At 67.5% G+C, this 15,384-nt stretch carries 17 protein-coding genes; 11 read left to right on the top strand and 6 right to left on the bottom strand.

The window, feature by feature from the left end; genetic code table 11:
- Nucleotides 1-8: 8 nt before the first annotated feature.
- Nucleotides 9-986, top strand: a complete 978-nt coding sequence (gene trpS, locus NM2_RS19785; RefSeq protein WP_067670724.1) for a tryptophan--tRNA ligase — start codon at nt 9-11, stop codon at nt 984-986.
- Nucleotides 987-1,084: 98 nt separating this feature from the next.
- On the opposite strand, the gene NM2_RS19780 is transcribed toward trpS, so the two are convergent.
- Nucleotides 1,085-1,975, bottom strand: coding sequence for an AraC family transcriptional regulator (locus tag NM2_RS19780; protein ID WP_067670722.1), 891 nt, complete (start codon nt 1,973-1,975; stop codon nt 1,085-1,087).
- Between the two features lie 144 nt (nt 1,976-2,119).
- On the opposite strand from NM2_RS19780, the gene NM2_RS19775 reads away from it, so the two are divergent.
- On the top strand, nt 2,120-3,148 hold the full coding sequence (locus tag NM2_RS19775) for a saccharopine dehydrogenase family protein (protein ID WP_067670813.1): 1,029 nt from the start codon (nt 2,120-2,122) through the stop codon (nt 3,146-3,148).
- A 10-nt stretch (nt 3,149-3,158) separates the two neighbouring features.
- On the opposite strand, the gene NM2_RS19770 is transcribed toward NM2_RS19775, so the two are convergent.
- Complete coding sequence (locus tag NM2_RS19770; protein ID WP_067670720.1) at nt 3,159-3,893, bottom strand: VIT1/CCC1 transporter family protein; 735 nt, start codon at nt 3,891-3,893, stop codon at nt 3,159-3,161.
- Between the two features lie 61 nt (nt 3,894-3,954).
- On the opposite strand from NM2_RS19770, the gene NM2_RS19765 reads away from it, so the two are divergent.
- From NM2_RS19765 to NM2_RS19755, 3 genes are read left to right on the top strand one after another with little or no spacing between them, the layout of a single operon-like run.
- Entirely contained in the window at nt 3,955-4,464 is a 510-nt protein-coding gene (locus tag NM2_RS19765) for a DinB family protein (protein WP_067670718.1), read from the top strand.
- Nucleotides 4,465-4,481: 17 nt separating this feature from the next.
- Nucleotides 4,482-5,255, top strand: a complete 774-nt coding sequence (locus NM2_RS19760; RefSeq protein WP_067670716.1) for a DUF4184 family protein — start codon at nt 4,482-4,484, stop codon at nt 5,253-5,255.
- On the top strand, nt 5,252-5,890 hold the full coding sequence (locus tag NM2_RS19755; protein WP_245718126.1) for a class I SAM-dependent methyltransferase: 639 nt from the start codon (nt 5,252-5,254) through the stop codon (nt 5,888-5,890). The genes NM2_RS19760 and NM2_RS19755 overlap by 4 nt, the downstream gene beginning before the upstream one ends.
- A gap of 149 nt (nt 5,891-6,039) precedes the next feature.
- On the opposite strand, the gene NM2_RS19750 is transcribed toward NM2_RS19755, so the two are convergent.
- The gene (locus NM2_RS19750) at nt 6,040-6,924 is read right to left on the bottom strand and encodes a CE1 family esterase (protein ID WP_067670714.1); all 885 of its coding nucleotides are present in this window, start codon (nt 6,922-6,924) and stop codon (nt 6,040-6,042) included.
- A gap of 319 nt (nt 6,925-7,243) precedes the next feature.
- On the opposite strand from NM2_RS19750, the gene NM2_RS19745 reads away from it, so the two are divergent.
- Together NM2_RS19745 and yidC are read left to right on the top strand one after the other, a co-directional pair.
- Nucleotides 7,244-7,534, top strand: a complete 291-nt coding sequence (locus NM2_RS19745) for a DUF6412 domain-containing protein (RefSeq protein WP_157121184.1) — start codon at nt 7,244-7,246, stop codon at nt 7,532-7,534.
- 84 nt (nt 7,535-7,618) lie between these two features.
- A complete protein-coding gene (gene yidC / locus NM2_RS19740; RefSeq protein WP_067670710.1) occupies nt 7,619-8,467 on the top strand; it encodes a membrane protein insertase YidC in 849 nt (282 codons plus the stop codon).
- Nucleotides 8,468-8,493: 26 nt separating this feature from the next.
- Here yidC and NM2_RS19735 read toward each other — a convergent pair whose 3' ends face one another.
- On the bottom strand, nt 8,494-9,024 hold the full coding sequence (locus NM2_RS19735; RefSeq protein WP_067670708.1) for a hypothetical protein: 531 nt from the start codon (nt 9,022-9,024) through the stop codon (nt 8,494-8,496).
- A gap of 237 nt (nt 9,025-9,261) precedes the next feature.
- Entirely contained in the window at nt 9,262-9,873 is a 612-nt protein-coding gene (locus tag NM2_RS19730) for a TetR/AcrR family transcriptional regulator (RefSeq protein WP_245718125.1), read from the bottom strand.
- 92 nt (nt 9,874-9,965) lie between these two features.
- On the opposite strand from NM2_RS19730, the gene NM2_RS19725 reads away from it, so the two are divergent.
- The 3 genes from NM2_RS19725 (at nt 9,966) to NM2_RS19715 (ending at nt 12,998) form a co-directional block, all read left to right on the top strand.
- The gene (locus NM2_RS19725) at nt 9,966-10,793 is read left to right on the top strand and encodes an SDR family oxidoreductase (protein ID WP_245718124.1); all 828 of its coding nucleotides are present in this window, start codon (nt 9,966-9,968) and stop codon (nt 10,791-10,793) included.
- Nucleotides 10,794-10,806: 13 nt separating this feature from the next.
- The gene (locus tag NM2_RS19720; RefSeq protein ID WP_067670705.1) at nt 10,807-11,886 is read left to right on the top strand and encodes an NAD(P)H-dependent amine dehydrogenase family protein; all 1,080 of its coding nucleotides are present in this window, start codon (nt 10,807-10,809) and stop codon (nt 11,884-11,886) included.
- A 191-nt stretch (nt 11,887-12,077) separates the two neighbouring features.
- Nucleotides 12,078-12,998: a MurR/RpiR family transcriptional regulator gene (locus tag NM2_RS19715; protein WP_067670703.1), complete on the top strand. Its 921-nt coding sequence runs from the start codon at nt 12,078-12,080 to the stop codon at nt 12,996-12,998.
- Nucleotides 12,999-13,019: 21 nt separating this feature from the next.
- Here the strand turns inward: NM2_RS19715 and NM2_RS19710 are convergent, their stop codons facing one another.
- Nucleotides 13,020-14,411, bottom strand: coding sequence for an amino acid permease (locus NM2_RS19710; protein ID WP_245718123.1), 1,392 nt, complete (start codon nt 14,409-14,411; stop codon nt 13,020-13,022).
- A gap of 197 nt (nt 14,412-14,608) precedes the next feature.
- On the opposite strand from NM2_RS19710, the gene NM2_RS19705 reads away from it, so the two are divergent.
- Nucleotides 14,609-15,382, top strand: a complete 774-nt coding sequence (locus tag NM2_RS19705) for an enoyl-CoA hydratase/isomerase family protein (RefSeq protein ID WP_067670701.1) — start codon at nt 14,609-14,611, stop codon at nt 15,380-15,382.
- Nucleotides 15,383-15,384: the final 2 nt, after the last annotated feature.

Raw genomic sequence — 15,384 nt, 5'->3', positions numbered from 1 at the left:
GGAAAACCATGTCCCGGCGTATCACCGGCTTCACCCCTTCGGGCGAGCTGCATCTCGGCAACTACTTCGGCGCGATCAAACCCCTTGTCGACGAACAGATTCCGGACCGCAGCATCATCTTCGTCTCTGATCTGCACGCCCTGACCCTCGACCACGATCCGGCCGCGGTGCGCAGGCGCACACTGGAATTCGCGGCCGTCCTGCTGGCCGCCGGGGCGGATCCGGCGCGCAGCATATTCCTGGTGCAGTCGCACGTCCCCGAGCACACCGAACTGCACTATCTGCTGGAGAGCGTCACCGGCTACGGCGAGGCGCGGCGGATGATCCAGTTCAAGGAGAAATCGAAAGACAGTGATCGGGTCCGGGTGTCGCTGCTGACCTACCCGGTGCTGATGGCCGCCGACATCCTGCTGTACCACGCCGGGGAGGTTCCCGTCGGTGCGGACCAACGTCAGCACGTCGAGCTCGCGCGCGACATCGCCGAACGCTTCAACGCCGCCTACGGCCCGGTTTTCACCGTGCCGCGCATGGTGAACCCGCCGGTCGCCGCCCGCATCATGGACCTGGCCCGTCCCGCCGTAAAGATGAGCAAATCGACCTCGCCCGCCGGAACGCTGCGCCTGCTCGATTCGCCGGATACGTTGCGCCACAAGGTAATGCGCGCGGCAACCGACCCCGGTTCCGCCGTCGAATACGACCCCGGGAACCGGCCGGGCATAGCCAACCTGCTGACCATCCTGTCCGCCTGCACCGGCGAGGATCCCGCCGACGCGGCCGCCCGCTCCGGCGGCTACGCCGACCTGAAGCGCACCGTCGCCGACGCCGTCATCGCCACGACCGACCCCATCCGGCACCGTTACGCCGACCTGGGCCGGGATCCCGAAGCGGTACGGAAGATATTGCAGGACGGCGTAATCCGGGCCCGGCTGATCGCGGGCAATACCGTGGCCGCTGCGAAACGCGCCATCGGTCTGCTCCCGGCCTGAGAGACCGCGGATGGCGGCATTGTATGCCTGCATCGGCGATGTTCCGGAGGACTGGGCGCTTGCCGAACGAGCCATCGGCTCGCGCAGTCGATCTCGAATCACCCTGTCGCGGAACGATAATGACCTGGTGACGTGCCGAATTCGCGTTTGAATGCCTTGGCGAAGGCGTATTCGGAGACGTAGCCGACGCGTGTGGCGACGGTCCGCAGTGGTACATCGGCCTCACGTAACATCCTGGCCGCCAGTGTCATTCGCCACCAGGTCAGATAGGTTTGCGGTGGCATACCCACCATCGTGGTGAAACGTTGCGCGAAGGTCGATCTGGACAGGCCTGCGAGCCTGCCCAGGCTCTGTACCGTCCAGGGAGAGGCCGGGTCGTGATGCATCGCTTGCAGGGCGGGGGCGAGGTCGGGATCACGCAGGGCCGCCGCCCATCCGGTGTCCGCACGGGTGGATTGCTCCTCGTGCCAGGCCCGCAGGATGTAGAGCAGCAACACTTCGAGCAGGGGTGGTAGGACGCCGGGCGCACCGGGCAGCGGGTCGGCATCGAGTTCGCGGCCCAGTAGATCGATGGCTCCGCGCAGGGTCTGGTGGCGGCCCACGCGCGCGGGCAGATGTACCACCTCGGGGAGTTCGGCCAGCAGAGGGTGGGCTCTGGACTGGTCGAGAAGGTATGCGCCGCAGAGTAATACGGTGGTCGGCTCGCCGACGGAGGGGGCATCCGCGTCGCCCGGATCGAGCAGTGGGGTGTCGAGCGAATCGGCGATGGCGTGGCCGAGTTCGCGCGGAATGAAGGCCACGTCGCCGACCACCAGGCGGATCGGATCGCCCTGCATCGGGATCAGCCAGCACGCGCCCTGCAGGACGACGTGGAAGCCGGCGCCGCGCTGTGCCGGGAAGCGGATGCCCCAGGGCGCGCGCAGTTCGGTGCGGTTGGAATGAGGCTGTCCGATGCGCATGGCAGCGATCGCGTCGCTGAGTACGTCCACCGTCCCAGAGTACTGCGATATGCGTGTGTGTCGGATGATTGGACATCTTCTTCGGCTTTTCCGGCATGGATCATCCTTCTCGATGTTCCTAGGGTCGTGATGTCGGCATTCGGTCGACGCAGGATCATCACCCAGGAGTGTGCGATGAGGATTGCCGTGTACGGGGCCAGCGGATTCACCGGGTCGCTGGTGGTGAGCGAGGCTCGGCGGCGGGGTTTCGAACCGGTGCTGGTGGGACGGAACCTCGGGCGGTTGCGGAAGGCCGCCGAGGAAGCCGGGGCGCCGAACGCGGAGGTGCGTGCCGCCGGACTGGATGAAATACGAGAAATGACGGAGGTTTTCGCCGATTGCGATGCGGTTGTGAATTGCGCGGGACCGTTCACGCGCTGGGGCGAACCGGTGGTCCGCGCGGCGATCGCGGCCGGACGGCACTACGTCGACACCTCCGGTGAGCAGCGGCACATCCACCGGATGTTCGAGCAATTCGATTCGGCGGCAAAGCAATCGGCGGTCGCGATCGTTCCCGGAGCGACGGACGACGGCGTTCCGGGAGATCTGATCGCGCATCTGGCCGCCGCGCGGGTGCCGATCGTCCGGGATGTTCTGATCGCGGACCTTCGTCTGCCGGGCGGCGTTTCGCGCGGAACGGCCCGATCGATGCTCGCTGTGGCCGGGAGCGACAGGCTCGAATACGCCGACGGCGACTGGCGTCCGGACGGTGGCGGCGAGTTCGAGCCGATCGAGGCGCCGGGCCAGACCCAGCCCGCATCGCTGTGCGCCTTCGGATTGCCCGGGGTGGTTACGATTCCCCGCCACGTCGCGGCCGAACGGGTGCGAGGGGCGATCAGAGCTGAAGTAGCGATATTGTTCACGGGACTGACCGAGGCCTCGGCCGAGATGGTTCCCGAGGTCGTGCCGATGCAGGCGCGACGCGACGGGCGATGGCTGATGCTCGCCGAGGTGACCGGGGCGGACGGCAGGCGGAGCCGCGGCTGGGTGACCGGACCCGATGGGTACGGCCTTACGGCGGTCATCGCCGTGGAAGCCGTGCATCGCCTGGCCGAGGTGGGCGCTCCCGCCGGCGCACTGGCCCCGGCGCAGGCCGTCGACCCTGCGGATTTCCTGGATTTCCTGACTGCCGCGGGCGCGCGCTGGCAGCTGAGCGAAGATTGATAATGCCTGTTCAGAGCCCGGAAACGTCCGCGAGTTGCCCGATGCCGTAAGTCACCGCCATGGCGACCGCGCCGCCGATGACGACGCGCAGGACCGCGCGACGCGGATTGCTGCCGCCGAGGCGGGCGCTGACCGAACCGGTCAGGCCCAGGGCGATCAGCACGGCCGCGAAGGTCACCGGGATCCGCCACGACACCGGCGGCAGCAGGATCGCCAGGATCGGCAGAATCGCGCCCAGGGTGAACGAGATCGCCGAGGAGATCGCCGCCTGCCAGGGATTGGTCAGTTCGGTGGGGTCCAGGCCCAGTTCCGCCTCGGCATGGGCGGTGAAGGCGTCGTGGGCGGTGAGCTCCGCGGCGACCAGGCGGGCGGTGTCCGGGGACAGTCCCTTGCCCTCGTAGATCTGTGCCAGTTCGTCGAGTTCGTAATCGGGTTCCTCGGCCAGTTCCCTGCGCTCCTTGGACAGTTGGGCCCGTTCGGAATCGCGCTGCGTGCTCACCGAGATGTACTCGCCCGCTGCCATGGAGATCGCGCCCGCGGTGAGCCCGGCGATACCCGCGGTCAGAATCGCCGCGGCCGCGTTGGTCGTCGCCGCGACGCCCACGACCAGACCCGCGGTCGACACGATGCCGTCGTTGGCGCCCAGCACCCCGGCCCGCAACCAGTTCAGCCGTGAGGCGAGCCCGTTGCCGTGCGGTTCGTGCGGATGCGCCCGGTCTCCGGAGCCCTCGGCCGTCCTGTCCACGAACAGTACCCTACGGGTGTGCGGCCCGCCGAGGTGGAGGCGTCCCGGGGATACTCGCCCGATGAACGACACCGAGACAGCCAGTGCGGAATCCGTCATCGACGATCTGCTGAAGACACAGTTCGAAACATTCATCGATCAGCATCGGGAGGGCCTGCGCCGGTCCCTGGACGGGTTCACCGAGGAGCAGGCTCGTCGCTCGCTGGTTTCGTCGCGCACGACCCTGCTCGGGCTCGTCAAACATGCCGCCTTCGTCGAGAAGGTGTGGTTCGACGAGGCGGTGACCGGCCGGTCGCGTGCCGAGATCGGCATCCCGAACACACCCGACGAGTCCTTCGTGCTCACCGAGCAGGACACGATCGAGACCGTATCGCTTGCCCATCGGCAAGCCTGCCGGGAATCTCGCCACGTCGCCGCCGAACTCGGCCTGGACGACATCCTGCCCGGCAACCGCCGCGGGCCGTTGCCACTGCGGTGGGTGTACCTGCAGGTTCTTCGGGAACTGGCGCAACACTGCGGTCATGCCGACATCCTTCGCGAACAAATTCTGGACGCGGACGCGAGTCGCTAGGTCGATACACTCCGTCGATGCCGCTCACGTTTCCATCGCATTCGCTGGCCGTGCTTCCGCTGAAGACGCGGTGGCCGCGGCGGTGGGACGGGGTCGCGTTGGTGGTGGGGTCGGCGGCGCCGGATGCGTCGTATCCGGTGGCGGGGTTCTTCTCGATGCCGGAGACCCATGCCGTGGCGGCGCTGCTGTGGTGGTGTCTGCCGGTGGGGATCGTGGGGACGTGGATGATTCGGTGGAGTGCGCCGTCGATCGCGGCGCATCTGCCGCAGCTCGGGGGATTCGATCTGCCTGCCTACGGCGTACTCGGTGACGTGCGGTATCGGTGGCACGTCACGGTGTATTCGATTCTGGCCGGGGCGATCACGCATATCTTCTGGGACGGGTTCACCCATGATCCGGCGGGTGGGCACGGTTGGGCGGTCGCGCGATTTCCCGTGCTGTTTCATACGGGATTGTTCGGCAGGCCATGGTGGTATCTGCTGCAACAGGCGTCGACCATGGGCGGTGCGGTGCTCGCGATCGGGGTGTTCTACTACGTCGGGCGGCGCGGTCTGGTGCGGATCTGGCACGGTGAGCCGCGGGCTGTCACGCGTATGCCGCGGCGGTTCTGGCTGACCGCGGGGTCGGTCGCCGTGCTGGGCCTGATATCGATTTCGTTGATGCCCTTGGCGTTTCAGCCGTTCGTACTGGGTGTGCGGTTGCTGTACATCGTGGCGATCTCGCTGGTGGCGGGTGCGGTGGTGACGCGTTCGGGCCTGGCGACGTGTCCGGGGGTAGCATCCGTGGCGTGAATCCGCTTGTCGCGCGTGTGATGTCCACCGTCGCCGGTCAGCTCGGGCATCCGAGCGGGCTGCTGGGCAAGGGAGTGGGGCGGATCCTCGACCGGACGAATCGTTTCGTCATCGAGGAGAGCGTCGGCGGTGCGGAGGTCGCGTCGGGGCAGGCGGCGGCCGATATCGGATTCGGTGGCGGCGTGGGACTTTCGCTGCTGCTGGACCGGGTCGGCGCGGAGGGCACCGTGCACGGTGTGGAGCTTTCGCGGGATATGTCGGCGCGGGCCAGGTCTCGGTTCACGCGTGAGATCGGCACGGGGCGGTTGCGGGTGCTGGAGGGCTCGCTCACCGAACTGCCGCTCGCCGATGCGAGCCTGGACGCGGTGATCACCGTGAACACGGTCTATTTCGTCGCCGAACTCGACCGGGCCTGCGCGGAATTGGCGCGGGTGCTGCGGCCGAAGGGGCGTGTGGTGATCGGTATCGGCGATCCCGACGCGATGGCCTCCCTGCCGTTCACCGCGCACGGATTCCGGCTGCGTTCGGTCGCGGAGCTGACCGAGGCCCTCGAAGGCGTCGGCCTCACCGTCGAACATCGTGCCCTCGAACGCAAGCCGCTGCCCGGGCACCTGCTCATCGGCCGTCGGACATAGTCGAGTCACCTCGTCGTCGATTCCGGTGGGCCGCATCGTGCGCCCTGGTGCGCGCGCCGTGCGCGCCGAGAGGGTGACCCGGCAGTCGTCGAAGCCGGATGTGTCGCAGCGCCTTCGGGTCGCAGGTCCGTCGATTCGGGCGTGGGACTTCAGAGTTTTCGCGCGTCGGCCGGGACGAGTGCTGCCCGCGCGAATCGGTGGATCTCCTCGGCGGCATCGAATTCGGTGGATGTCACGGTATTCGGGCCATTGTCCCATTCCGGCGGAGTCGGTTTGCCCGGCCAGGTGTGCCCGCCGCCGAACACCGTCCACGCCGCGACCCGGCTGCCACCGACACCGCCTGTTACGGTCTGCCTGCTCGACCCGTCGGTGACGACGGTCGCGCCCACACCCGAGCACCGGTCGACGCCCTGCCACCACGCGGCAGACTCGGCCAAACCCAGTGTGCGGCCACGCAATTCGCCATCGGGTCCACGACGCCGGGAATAACCGCCGGTGATCGGCACCGCCTCGTCGGCCGTCCCGTTGATCAGCAGAGCCGATACCGCGTGCGTGGGGTCGATCCCCTCCAGCGCGACCGGCAGCCCCCCGGCGACGGCGCCGAATGCGGGCACCAGATCGCTCAGTTCGAGACCGAGCCGGTGCGCCATGAACCCACCGTTGGAAATCCCCGCCGGGATGGTCCATTCCGGCCGTGTGCCGAATTCCGCTGCGCACCAGTGGATCAGCCTACGAAGGAAAGCCACGTCATCGATACCGGCCTCGTCCGCGAGAGTGACTCCGCGCCCGTCCGCCCAGCACCGTTCCCACCCGTCGGGATAGGCGACGGCGATCTCCCATTCCTGCGCCCGCGCACCGAAACTGGTCCACTCGTCCATCATCAGTCCCGGCCGCCGCTGCTCCGGCGGCAACCCGGAGGCATTCCCGTGCAACGCCAACACCAGCGGCACCCCCTCGGCCCGAGGCACCCGCACCCCGAACGTCCGCACCCGCCCATCGACGGTCAACTCACCCGTAACCAATTCGCCGGCCATCAGCGTCCTCTCCTCCCCACAGACTGGGCGACCAGGATATACGTCCCGATCGCCCGGCAGTGAGGGCAATTTATGGGAATGCGACCCGGCGGACTCTCGGCTCGTCCGAATGGGGGCAGAGGTATCGGCGGTGGAATGGCCGAGCGGCACACGACGAGGAGTTGCCGAGCACCGGCATCGATCGGCCCGTGGGTTCGCTCGGGGTGCGCCGGATTTGCTCGCGGGCAGCGGCATCGGCGGTGGGTCGGGGTGGATGGGCCGGTCAACGCGCCGGGAACCCTGGTAAGTGCGGGTTCGCGTGGGCGGTACGCTGATGGGCATGGTGATGCGATCGACGGCACCGATGGTGTGCGCGTTCATCGTTTCCGTGTGGGCTGCGCTGCTGTTACCGGCGGGTGAGTCGAATTCCCTGCTGGCCCTGGGCACCGCGGCCATGGTGGCATTGGCCGTAGTGGCGGCGCATTCCACTCGGGTGCGGTTGCTGCCGGTCGTCGTCAGCACCGGTCCGCCGGTGTCGGCGCAGCGACGGCGGCGCGGATCGTTCCTGCGGCAGAGCAATCCGGACACAGCGGGCCGGGTGCGGCCCAGGGCGCCGGGACACGGCGGCTGACCGCGCCGCGGCGCGGTCGGCCTCTTCGCCGACCCTGTTCACCACAGGCCCGTTCGCGGGTACCTCGCAGTGAGGTGTTTGCCCATGCTCGATTTCGTGTACTACCCCCTGTCCGGCGTGTTGTGGTTGTGGCACACCGGATTTGCCGCTCTCCTCGGCGCGGCCAGCGGCCTGGCCTGGGCACTGGCGATCATGTTCCTGGTGCTCACCCTGCGCGCCGCGCTGTACAAGCCGTTCGTGGCGCAGGTCCGGTTCCAGCGCACGATGTCCGTGCTGCGGCCCAAGATGAAGGAGTTGCAGCAACGGCACGCCGACGACAAGGAGCGTCTCGCGGCCGAGATGCGCACTTTGCAGCAGCAGCACCAGTTCAACGTGTTCAGCGGCTGCCTGCCGGTGATCGTGCAACTGGTCATCTTCGTGGGTCTGCTGCATGTGCTGAGTTCGTTCGGCCGCACCGGATCCGGATCGATCGTGCGCCTGCTGTGGCATCCGGTGCGCGCCTCCGCGGCGCAGGCCACGGTGACATCGAACTACTTCTTCTCCGTCGCACAGGTGCAATCGTTCCTGCACGCCAAGCTGTTCACCGCGCCGCTGACCGCGACCCTGCTGACGTCGGGATCGGCCTGGGGCTCGGTCGCCGCGGTGGCGATCCCGATGGTCGTGATCGGCGCGGTGGCCACGCATTTCACCGCCCGCGCCTCGGTGATCCGGCAGACCGAGATGAACACCCAGACCCGGCTGATCAACTTCATGACCATGTGGCTGTTCCCGCTGGGCACCCTCGCGGCCGGGCTGATCATGCCCGTCGGCGTGCTGGTGTACTTCGCCACCAGCAACACCTGGACTTTCGTGCAGCAATACTTCGTGCACAAGCGATTCGGCCCGATCGACGACGAGCCGCAGGTCCGAACCGCCGAGCTGTCCGACGGCTGAGATCCGGTGCGGCGCGGGGCCGCACCTCACCCGTGCGTACCCGTCGGCTGCGCGGCGGTGGTGAGCGCCTCAGCGCGCCTGGTCGCCCGGACGGGCGGCACGACCGCCGCGTCCGGGCCCGCGGGGTGCGCGATCACCACCGACGCGACCGTGAGGATCTGCTCGATCTCCACATCTCGCGCGGCCAGCCGCGCGATGATGCCCAGCCGGCGTTCGGCGCTGTGCGGCCCGATCGAGATCTCCCGCGAGCCGCTCTGCGCGATGAACCGCAGCCAGCGCGCATCCCAGCGCGTCGGCAGGCCGTCGCGCACGGCCCGGTAGGCGTCGAGGTCGAGCTCGCGATGACGGACCGGATCGATCATCAGGTCCGCGATACGCTCCTCGGCCCTGGTGAGCAGGGGTGAGCGCTGCATCGGCTGGAGATGCCGCGCGTGTACGACCAGTCGCCGACGGTAGTCCTCGACGGGTTTGCGCAGCAGCTCCCGATGCCGCTGTGCCTCGGCGACCAATCGGCCCTCGGCACTGTGATCGGACGTCGACGAGCGGAGCTCGGACATGGACACGCCTTTCCTAGGGTTGCGGATTACTTTGCGGTGCAACCTGATCGGCGTCCGATACGGCTATTGTGCCCTAGGGGTACGACAAGTTCTGCGGGACCAGCGGGTCGCTGCGCCCGGGTGTGGTGTGGAACGCCCGTCGTAGTTGCTCCGGGAGCTGTTGCGCAGTGAGTGTATCGAACAAATGTTCGAACATGCTAGATGTCGGCGCGGATCGTGTCGCCGGGCGCGGGTGACCTATCCCGGCTGTCGGTCGGGATCGCTTGTCGCCGTGCGATTCCGCGCGCCGACGATGCCGTAGAGCAGCAGGTCCTCCAGGGATTCGGCGAAGCCGTCCAGGTCGCCGACGTCGCGGATGCACATGGCGAACAGGGCCGCGCCCGCGATCGTGTCCAGGAGGGTGTTCGGGTCCAAGCCGGGGCGGGGGGTTGCGTCGGCGGGCAGATACTCCGCGAGTTCGTCGCGCGTGGGAGTATCCAGTCGGGCCGAGAGTTTCTGGTACAAACCGGAATCCGCGCGCATATCGGTCATCAGGCCCGGCATGGCCGCGCGTGCCTCGGCCGATCCGAACAGCTGGATCGTGCCCCGGATGACCTTGCGGATCTCGGCGATCAGATCGGGGGCGGCCTCCTCGGAGCCGACGTCCGGGAACACCGCCTTGGCGATCAGATGCGCCTTGGAGGGCCAGCGGCGATAGATCGCCGGACGGCTGACCCCGGCGCGGGTCGCGATCGCATCGATCGAGGTCCCGGCGTATCCGCGTTCGACGAGCAGGCTGCGGGCGGCCTCGAGCACCGCGTGGTCCACCGCGGGATCGCGGTGCGGGCCGAGGCGATGGCGTGTGGTCACGAAATGCATCCTTGTCAGCGCGGTTCGGAGTCGATACAGTCTGTCACATCTAAGTCGTTACACATTGTAACTGCTGAATTCTAGGAGGAGTCGTGCCCGCCGACGCGCATGTCACCGCGCCCACCCAGGCCTACCACCCGGTGCCGCTGCTGCAGGACAAGGTCATCGTGCTCTCGGGCGTCGGGCCCGGTCTGGGGCGTTCGCTGGCTCTGGAGGCCGCGCACATGGGCGCGGATCTGGTATTGGTCAGCCGGACCGAGCGGCGTCTGGAGAAGCTGGCCGAGGAGATCCGCGGTCTGGGGCGCACCGCGGCGGTCGTCCCCACCGATATCACCGATGAGGATCAGCGCGTCAGGTTGGTCGAAGGCGCCCTGGCCGCATTCGACCGGATCGACTGCCTGATCAACAATGCCTTCGCCATTCCGCCGATGGACCCCATCTCGCAGATCGACCCGGCGGCCCTGCGGGTGGCGAACGAGACGAATGTCTTCGCGCCGCTGCGTCTTTCGGCATTGTTCGCCGATGCCCTGGCCGCGTCGCGGGGCTCGATCATCATGCTCAACTCGTGCGTCTCCTACAGTTCGCAGCCCGAGTACTCCGGCTACAAGTTGTCCAAAGGCGCTCTGGCGCATCTGGCTTCGTCGCTGGCCACCGAGCTCGGACCGCGCGGGATCCGGGTGAACAGCGTCGCGCCGTCCTATGTGTACGAGGACATCAACAAGGCGTACTTCGATTGGCTGGCCTCGCAGGCCGGGGTCACGCATGAGGACATCTACCGCGAGAAGGCCGCGCCGACCGATCTGCGCCGCCTGGCCGCACCCGAGGAGGTGGCCCGCGCGGCGCTGTTCCTGGCCAGCGATCTGGCCACGGCCGTCACCGGGCAGATGCTGACCGTCGACTGCGGCGAATTCCACCGCTGAATCAGGAGGAGTCATGGCCGAGGGCAAGAAGCGAATCGTATTGTGGGGCACCGGCGTCGTCGGTTCGATGGTGCTGGCGGAGATCCTGCGGCACCCGCGATTCGAGCTGGCCGGCGTGGGCGTGAGCAATCCGGAGAAGGTCGGCGTGGATGCCGGTGATCTCTGCGGAGCCGGGAAAACCGGTGTGGCGGCGACGAATTCGGTCGAGGAGTTGATCGCGCTGCGTCCGGACGCGGTCGTGCACTACGGTCCCACCGCGCAGTTCGCCGATGAGAACATCCGGGTGATCGGCGAATTCCTGCGTGCCGGAATCGATGTGTGCTCCACGGCCATGACGCCGTGGGTGTGGCCGTCGATGGACCAGCTGCCGGACGTGTGGCGCGATCCGATCGCCGAGGCGTGCGCGGCGGGTGGGGCGTCGTGTTTCACCACCGGCATCGATCCGGGATTCGCCAACGACCTGTTCCCGATGACATTGATGGGCCTGTGCGGCGAGGTCACCTCGGTGCGCGCCTCGGAACTCCTCGACTACACCGACTACGAGGGCGATTACGAATTCGAGATGGGCATCGGCCATCCGCCGGAATTCACTGCCCTGCTGGAACATCCGGATCTGCTGATCATGGCCTGGGGTGCGACCGTGCCGATGATCGCGCACGCGGCCGGTATCGAACTGGACCGCATCACCACCACCTGGGACAAGTGGGTGACCCCGACCGACCGCCGATCCGCGAAGGGCACGGTCGCGGCGGGCACGGTCGCCGCGATCCGCTTCACCATCAACGGCATCTATCGCGAGCGCGAGGTCATCACCCTCGAACACGTCAACCGCATCGGCCTCGACGCCGCCCCCGACTGGCCCGCGGGCACCCGCGACGACGTCTACCGCGTCGACATCCTCGGCTCCCCGTCCATCTCCCAGGAAACCTCGTTCCGCTTCACCGACGGCTCCGGCCGGACCCCTGCTGTCGCGGGCTGCCTGGCCACCGGCATGCGCGCCCTGAACGCGGTCCCCGCGGTCAACGCCCTGCCGCCGGGCTGGGTCACCCCGCTGGATCTGCCTCTGATCCCGGGCGTCGGCGCCATCCGATGAGCGTCCGGTCGCGCCGCTGATTCGAAAACAGCGCGCGACCGGCCGGAGAACGCTCCGCTCGGTCGGATGTCGAGACCCTCACCGCGGCCTCGCCGCCATGCCGGACCGTCCCGCCTCGATGGCCCGGCTGGGCTTCGGGACAATGTGTGTGCCGCACGATGAGGTCCACCGGCATGAGACAGGAGTCTGTGATGAGTACTCGGCCTGCCGATGATCAGGATCCGGTCGCAACCGGTCCGGAGACATTCGATGACCTGGTCGTTGTGCTCCGCTCGCGGATGAACACCCTGTCCGCCGCGCATCGCAAGCTCGCGCAGCGGGTCTTGTCGGATTCCGAGGCGGTGGCGTTCATGACGGTTTCCGAGCTGGCCGGTGCGGTCGGCGTCAACGAGGCGACGGTGGTGCGCTTCGCGACCGGGCTCGGATTGAAGGGGTATCCGGGGCTGACCAAACTCTGCCGGGAGCGGTTGCGGGAACAGGCTCAGCTGTTGCGTCGATTCGACAACCTCGAACGGTTGGTCGCCGATGGTGCGGGGCTGCTGGAGCAGACGGCGGCGCTCGACCAGGCCAATATCGTCCGTACCTTCGCGCGCGTGGATCAGGCACAGTGGACCGCCTCGGTCGATCGGCTGGCGCACGCGCCGCGTGTGCACGTGATGGGGTTGCGCAAATGCCATGCGCCGGCGTATCTGCTGGGCTATCTGCTGCGGATGCTGCGCGAGGACGTGGTGGTCGTCGACGGCTCGGCCGGAGCGCTGACAGATGAGCTGCGCCGGGTGCGCGCCGACGATTGTTTCGTGGCGATATCGATTCATCGCTACAGCGTCGACACCGTTCGCGCCGCGCGGTGGGCTCGGGAGCGTGGTGCGCACGTCCTCGCGCTGACCGATACCGTCGGCTCGCCCTTGGCCGAATCGGCGCACGAGACCTTCTGTGTCGAGGCATCCAGCGCCGGTGTGCTGCGGTCGATGACCGCGTTCACCGCACTGGTGCAGGCGATGTCGGGCGCGGTCGCGCATCTGTTGGGACATCAGGTCCGCGCGACCCTGCTCGAAGAGGAGAATCTGCTCGGTGAGTTCGGTGTCTATGTCGCGGAATCCGGTGGTGAGTAGTCGGCCGGGCGTGCCGCGTCGCTAGTCGGCCGCTGCCGAGGGCAGCGCGGCGGTGCGCCGATGATGCACCACCCCGGCGGTGACGGCGACGCCCGTGACGATGAGGGTCAGGGCGAGTGGGCTGCGGGTGCTGGTGGTGAACGCCATACCGGCGATGATGGCGGCCAGCGCGAGGCCGACCGCGTAGGACAGATACGGTGCCCCCCACATCTTCACCGGCAGCGCCGCGATCTCCTCCGGCGTTCGGCCGCGCCGGGCGCGGATCTGCGTCGCGCAGATGCACAGGTAGACCACGACCGCGATCGATCCCGACGAGCTGAGCAGGAAATTGAATACCGCTCCGGTGGGCAGGAAGTAGTTCGCCACCACCGCGACGAATCCGGCGCTCGACGCGGCGAGCACACCGGCCACCGGCACCCCGGTGCGGTTGGTCCGGCTCAGTACGCGCGGACCCTCACCACGCTGGGCCAGCGAATACAACATCCGAGAGGAGGAGTACAGGCCGGAGTTCAGGCAGGACAGTACCGCGGTGAGCACGATCAGGTTCATGATCGTGGGTGCGCCGGGGATGCCGAGGCGGGTCAGGACCGCGGTGTACGGACTGGCGGTGACTTGTGTTGCGTTCCAGGGCAACAGCGTGACGACGACGAGGATCGAACCGACGTAGAAGATCAGAATGCGCCCGGCCACGCTGCGCATGCTCGCCCGGACCGCCTCTACCGGATCTTTCGCCTCGCCGGCGGCGACGGTCACCATTTCGGTGCCGAAGTACGAGAAGAACACCGTCAGCACAGCGGTGAGTATCGCGGAGTAGCCGCGCGGGAACAGCCCGCCCTGCCCCAGCAGATTCGTCGTCTTCGGTGCGGGATGACCGCCGAACAGCCCGGCGATCGCGACGATGCCGATGCCGATGAAGACCACGATCGCGGTGACCTTGATCATCGCGAACCAGAATTCGATCCGGGCGAACGAGCTCACCGCGGCCAGGTTCACCGCGGTCAGCACGCTCATGAAGATCAGCGCGTACAGCCATGTCGGCGGCCCCGGCAGGAGTTGCTCGGTGAGGGCGGCCCCGGCGATCGACTCGAAAGCCACTGTGACGCACCAGTGATATGCGTAGACCCAGCCGACCGAGAGTCCCGCCCAGCTACCCAGCTCGCGGGACGCGTAGCTGGAGAACGAGCCCGTCTCGGGGCTGGCGGTGGCCAATTCGGCGAGCATCCGCATAACCAGGATTACCACGAGGCCGGTAATCAGGTAGACCAGCACGATGCCCGGGCCCGCCGAGGAGATCGCCTTTCCGCTGCCGACGAACAGCCCGGCGCCGATGACGCCGCCGATGCCGATCATGGTCAGCTGTCGAGTGCTGATGGTGGACTTCAGATTCCCCGAGTCCGGGAGTGAGGTGGACACGATGGTCTTCTTCCGACGAGCCGTGAGGGTGTGACCCAGATAACCGATAGACAGCAATGGAACACGCTCGACGCCGTTGATGCAACTAGAATTGCATATTTTTTCGGATTGCAAATTGCATTGCAGTCTGTCACCATCGAACCGCGCACCAGAGGCGTACCGATGTGGCCGAGAACCGAAAGCGGAGGGCACCACATATGCCGACCTTGCTGGAAAGCAGATCCGAATCCGTTGTGACACTGACGCTCAACCGTCCCGAGCGACTCAACGCCGTCAGCGAGGAGCTGTATCAGGAGCTGATCGAGGCGTTGGTCGCCGCCGAGAAGGCGCTGACGATCCGTTGCGTCGTGCTGACCGGCGGCGGCCGTGCGTTCTGCGCCGGCGCGGACTTGAAGGCGCATCATTCCGGGCTCCGCCCGCCCGAGGAACTGACCCGGTACGCGCGGTTGGGCCAGCAGGCGTGCGAGCAAATTCAGATGATGCATACGCCGGTGGTGGCGGCCGTGAACGGTTACGCCCTGGGCGCGGGGGCGGAGCTGGCGGTCAGCGCGGACTTCCTGATCATGGCGCAGGACGCGCAGATGGGCTTTCCCGAGGTAGGTCTGGGAACGTATGTCGGTGGGGGAGTGACCAATCGGTTGCCTCGACTGGTCGGATTGCGGCGCGCTACGGATCTGTTGATCCTGGGCGAGCGCTTCACCGGGCAGCAGGCGCGGGAATGGGGTCTGGCGTACGCGGCGGTACCCGGTGATCAGTTGCTCTCGGCGGCACATGAACTCGCCGATGTCCTCGCGGCCAAGGCTCCGCTGTCGCTGTCCCGGATGAAGGCGGCCCTCCGCCGCGACGACTCGCTCGAGGTCGCGCTGGCCGAGGAACCGCGAGAGTTGCTGGCGCTCATGGCCACCCGTGATTGGGCCGAGGGAGTCGCGGCGTTCGCTGAACGTCGTCGCCCCGTCTTCCAGGGGCGATAGCC

The organism is Nocardia miyunensis NBRC 108239 (assembly GCF_001613065.1).
GTDB lineage: Bacteria > Actinomycetota > Actinomycetes > Mycobacteriales > Mycobacteriaceae > Nocardia > Nocardia miyunensis.
This window is presented reverse-complemented; position numbering and strand designations above follow the sequence as displayed.